Source organism: Arcicella sp., assembly GCF_964672035.1.
In genome coordinates, this window is the sequence record NZ_CBABQS010000156.1 from 1 (window position 1) to 4,273 (window position 4,273).

Here is a 4,273-nt window from a genome sequence, read left to right on the forward strand (position 1 = left end):
CCATTTTGCCATTTATTGTAAACCTTGAAAGCCCCAATCATCCCGACAATAGCAGCAATGATATAGATAATGATGGTTACAGGGGCAAAATATTTCTTAATCTGAACCTGTGCATCCTCAATGGCGGCTACACCTGCATCACCATTTAAAGTAGCAGATTGAGCCATTGAAGAAAATGAAACATACATCGACAGGACAAACAACCCGATTGATCTTTCCCATCGTTCTTTGATAAAAAATTGTTTAAGCATAATAAGAAATGTAAAAATTGATTAATTAAATTGATAATTATCTTGATTGCTTTTGGGCAGAAATTCTAACAAGCCCAATTATAAAAACCATTACGGAAATAATATAAGCGAACATACTGATTGGACAGAAAAGCACTTTAATCTGAATTTGGGAAGTTTCAACAAAAATGAGAATGGATTGAACCATCAACGAAGAAAAAGGTGCTGCGACAAAAAGGATGCAAACTATGATTTTAGGTATTAGGGCAATTTTAATAGTTTTTAAAAATTTCATAATTGTGGTAAGAAAAGTAATAAATTCATTAGGCAGACATCAAATAGTGTTCTTTAACTATTAAGTTAGTTTTAGATGAATATTGGATTTCAATATTGGTAAGTGGTTTTGTATTAAGTAAAAACAAATCATTTTTACTGATAACATTTTCATCGGAAGCAATTTCTTCAAAAGATGTTGCTGTGCGATAGACCATAGAGTTTTTATCTAATTTATAGACCTCCATTTGCTGTTTTTGTATTACTAATATTCTTTGATAAACCTCTTCCCCTTGTTGCTTAATATTGCTTTGTTCATCCTCACTCAACAATTCAAAATCAGCTATAAACTGTTCTAATTCCTCCATCCATTCAGCTTTTGCGAATAATTGTGGTTTTAAGCCTGATTCAATAAATATTGGTTTGACTACCTCAATTTCTTCTTTATCATAATTTCCACCCTCAATAATATCATCATCAAAATCATTGAAAAAATCACTTGCATTTGGTGGGGTGTCCTCTGGTTCAGTTTCATCCTCATTATCTGTTGATGCATTTGAATTATTAAGCTCAGTTTTAGGGTGGTTTTCCAAAATATTAGGAACAACATCCGAAGGTTTATCTCGCTGAAATTTAGTAGTCTGAGTGTCGTTCCTCTCTGGTAAATAGGTGCTTTTAATTCGTGAATCAGGAGTAGGTACGACATTGGGATTTTTAATCAAATCTAATTTTTCATTAATTAACCTTTGCTCTTCCTCTCCTACTCCCCCATCGTTTCTCATTAATAAATCCGCTTGTCCTTTGTTCGTGCCAGAAATTTCATCGTTGTCTTTGAAAAGATTTGTTCCCACGACCAACCAACCCCAAACAAAGAAGAAACAAATGCCAAAAATGAAAAAATTGGCAAAAGATATTTTTAACATCATAGCGATAATCATACTATTCGTAACTTAAAAATGATATTTTTTAATTTGTGCAAATATAAAAAAATATATTTATAATAATATAAAAATTTAATTTATATAAAATATAGTAATATAAAAGTAAGGGGACGTTTTTTAAAATTTACAATTGGGTTAAGTATTTGATTGTCAGTAGTTTGTGGCTATGAATTGATTGCTATTCTGTAATTTTGAAGTATCAAATAAATAAAAACAACATGAAAACGATTAAGAATATTAAAATAATTTTTTGGCTTTCAATAGCATTTGCTTTATTTTTCACCATGTATTTGAAACAAACGTACTTGTTTACGAAGGTTCTACATGACTACGTGGGAACACAAGCCCTCTTAGCTTCATGGGCATTAGCCATCATTACCGAGTTTATACGTGGGTCTTTTGCATACGCCAGTTTCTTAGCATCCGAAAAGGGATTATCGCAGACCAAAACGATTGCCGTTTTAGTCTCGGTGGGCATTTCTTTGTTCGATTTTTGGGAAGTATATCACTATTTGGATACAGAAGCTATTGCCTACACAGCTTACTTTTTTGTGAGTATAACCTTGGCTTTGGAGTTAATGGGTGGAGCAATCTTACAAGAAATAAATGAAATGGGTTATAACGAATTGGAAAATTCAGAAGAAAGGACTCTTGTTGAAACACTCGTTGAAGACAATCATATTCAATCCTCATTCGTAGATTTAAAGGACTCTTTTCAAAATGTAAACGACTTAGCTGAAATAAAGCCAGCCTTGGAATGTATTCCTGATTTTTCCAGAAAAAGCAAAAACCGAAGCGTTCAACTTACTACTACACAATCTGTTAGACTTAGAACTACTTGTAAATCAGTTAGTCATGGAACATTGTTCTTGTTCTAAATTTATTTTGCATCCGCCAAAAATAAAGAAAGCATGGGTGAAGGATCAACATAACGCCCATTCTTCATAATACTATAATGGAGATGATAACCCGAAGCATTGCCTGTTTTTCCCATTTTCCCTAAAATAGTTCCTGCATATACTATCTGATTTAACTCAATGACCGTAAATTCTAAGTGGGCGTATATCGTTCGATAACCATAGGCATGATCCACAACGACATAAATTCCGTAGCCGTTTGGGTCATAAGCTATTTTTGAGATTACTCCCTGAGCTGTTGCATAAATGGGTTCTTTATTACTTATAGTAATTATATCCACGCCGCCATGAAATCTAATGTCTTTGTATTTTGGGTGTACTCTGAAACCAAACTTTGAATTAACAAATGGATTATGATTGAGATTTATTGGACTGATTGCAGGAATCTTAAACCTTAAAGATGGGTCATAGCCGAGTAGAAATGTGAAATTCTCTACCACTAAACTATTTGAGCATCCTCTGAGTGCAGCATAAAATCGTTTGTTATTTAGACTATTTTCTATTTGATAGTTTATGGTGTCTTGCAATGGGTAAAGGTTGGGACTCTCAACCTCTAATGTGTCTATCTCTTCTGTAAATTCGATACTCTCTTCAAGGGTATCAATCACCACACTATTCTCCTGAGCAAGTACCCTATTATCTGTTAAAAAGAGAAAGCATAAAGAAAAAATAAAGCACTTAATCATTAATAATTTGTATTTTAATATTTATTACAAATATTAAATTTTAATTTTATATTATTATAATAATCTAAACGAATTTTATGGAATTATCACCGCAACAAAAAGAATTTATTGAAAAATATGCTAATATTTCTTATTCAGAGTCTGAAATAGAAGATATGTGTGCCTTTTATGACAAAGGAATTTTTAATGGCTTTTGCTTCAAAAAGGAAGGATGGATGAAAGATACGCTTCTGGTGAACTCCGAAGCTCCACATTTTATTTTCACTCAAATCAAAAATTTTGATTTAATTAAGTCTGTTTCCGATTTAGATAGTATTGGGTATTTGATGTATATACACGAAGAATACGCAAAGATGGGATACTATTTTATCGAAGACCTATTGACCCCTATTACTAAATTGGAGAAAAAATACGGAGAGGGTTGTACGAATCCTGTCCTTTATGCTTTTGATGATTCTGACACGATTGACCGAGAACAGTTCCCTAAATTTCTGCCTGATGTTTACTATGAAATGGTTATCGTCCAGAAAAAATACGATGATTGGAATGCTTTACCATCAAAGGATAGAGACGGCTTTTTTTACGATTTTGAACAAAAGTTGAAGTTGCATGAAAAAGATTCAACTTTTGATTTAGCTAAGGATAGAGAACTTTATCCTATTACCCAATAATCTCACTTAGCACCTTAATTAACAATGAATTATAGAAATGAATTTGAATTACAAAAAGTCGTCAAAGCTCTAAATGATGGAAATGTTGATTATATGATTTTTGGAAATTATGCCATGAAAACCTACGACTCTGCCAAAAAAGTTGATGCTTTGTATGTATGGATTAATCCAGAAAAAGAAAACTTAATTAAGCTGGATAAGGCTTTAACAGAGGCTAATATTTTGCATGGTCAGATTAATGCGGATAAAATTGTTGCTTCATCCATTGAAAATCCAGTAAAAGCCGAATCCATTAGCTTTGCCATTAACACCAAGACGGGACTAAAAACTGTTTTTACCAACACACCCTACGGTTTAAAAACCTCCGATTTTAAAGCCTATTACGATAAGGTAGAAACTGTTATTTCACCTGCATTCCAAAGCCTTGACAATGATAAAATTGTTTTAAATGGCAAGCTAAAACACAAACAATTAAATGCCGAAGGTCTTTCCAAAAATGCTCGTATTGCTGTAAAATACGGTCAATACTCACAAAATGATCAAATTCTTTTACAA

At 32.6% G+C, this 4,273-nt stretch carries 7 protein-coding genes; 3 read left to right on the top strand and 4 right to left on the bottom strand.

Annotation, left to right across the window (positions count from 1 at the left end; all coding sequences use genetic code 11):
- The 3 genes from AC1W31_RS20635 to AC1W31_RS20645 form a co-directional block, all read right to left on the bottom strand.
- Positions 1 to 251: DUF4134 family protein (locus AC1W31_RS20635; RefSeq protein WP_481736390.1), on the bottom strand; the 251-nt coding region annotated here is incomplete at its 3' end.
- A 37-nt stretch (positions 252 to 288) separates the two neighbouring features.
- Positions 289 to 525: a hypothetical protein gene (locus tag AC1W31_RS20640; RefSeq protein ID WP_481736391.1), complete on the bottom strand. Its 237-nt coding sequence runs from the start codon at positions 523 to 525 to the stop codon at positions 289 to 291.
- 28 nt (positions 526 to 553) lie between these two features.
- Positions 554 to 1,441: a hypothetical protein gene (locus AC1W31_RS20645; RefSeq protein WP_481736392.1), complete on the bottom strand. Its 888-nt coding sequence runs from the start codon at positions 1,439 to 1,441 to the stop codon at positions 554 to 556.
- Between the two features lie 221 nt (positions 1,442 to 1,662).
- Between AC1W31_RS20645 and AC1W31_RS20650 the strand changes: the two genes are divergently transcribed.
- Positions 1,663 to 2,322: a hypothetical protein gene (locus AC1W31_RS20650; RefSeq protein WP_481736393.1), complete on the top strand. Its 660-nt coding sequence runs from the start codon at positions 1,663 to 1,665 to the stop codon at positions 2,320 to 2,322.
- 2 nt (positions 2,323 to 2,324) lie between these two features.
- Here the strand turns inward: AC1W31_RS20650 and AC1W31_RS20655 are convergent, their stop codons facing one another.
- Positions 2,325 to 3,047: a M23 family metallopeptidase gene (locus AC1W31_RS20655; protein WP_481736394.1), complete on the bottom strand. Its 723-nt coding sequence runs from the start codon at positions 3,045 to 3,047 to the stop codon at positions 2,325 to 2,327.
- Positions 3,048 to 3,124: 77 nt separating this feature from the next.
- Here AC1W31_RS20655 and AC1W31_RS20660 point away from each other — a divergent pair, with 77 nt between their 5' ends.
- A complete protein-coding gene (locus AC1W31_RS20660; RefSeq protein ID WP_481736395.1) occupies positions 3,125 to 3,718 on the top strand; it encodes a hypothetical protein in 594 nt (197 codons plus the stop codon).
- 24 nt (positions 3,719 to 3,742) lie between these two features.
- A partial coding sequence (locus AC1W31_RS20665; protein WP_481736396.1) for a hypothetical protein occupies positions 3,743 to 4,273 on the top strand: 531 nt, incomplete at its 3' end.

What these genes read in the sequence shown, in the direction of transcription:
- AC1W31_RS20655 (WP_481736394.1), bottom strand. Translation starts at nt 3,047, where the DNA reads ATGATTAAGTGCTTTATTTTTTCTTTATGCTTTCTCTTTTTAACAGAT.
- AC1W31_RS20650 (WP_481736393.1), top strand. Translation starts at nt 1,663, where the DNA reads ATGAAAACGATTAAGAATATTAAAATAATTTTTTGGCTTTCAATAGCA.
- AC1W31_RS20640 (WP_481736391.1), bottom strand. Translation starts at nt 525, where the DNA reads ATGAAATTTTTAAAAACTATTAAAATTGCCCTAATACCTAAAATCATA.
- AC1W31_RS20645 (WP_481736392.1), bottom strand. Translation starts at nt 1,441, where the DNA reads ATGATTATCGCTATGATGTTAAAAATATCTTTTGCCAATTTTTTCATT.
- AC1W31_RS20660 (WP_481736395.1), top strand. Translation starts at nt 3,125, where the DNA reads ATGGAATTATCACCGCAACAAAAAGAATTTATTGAAAAATATGCTAAT.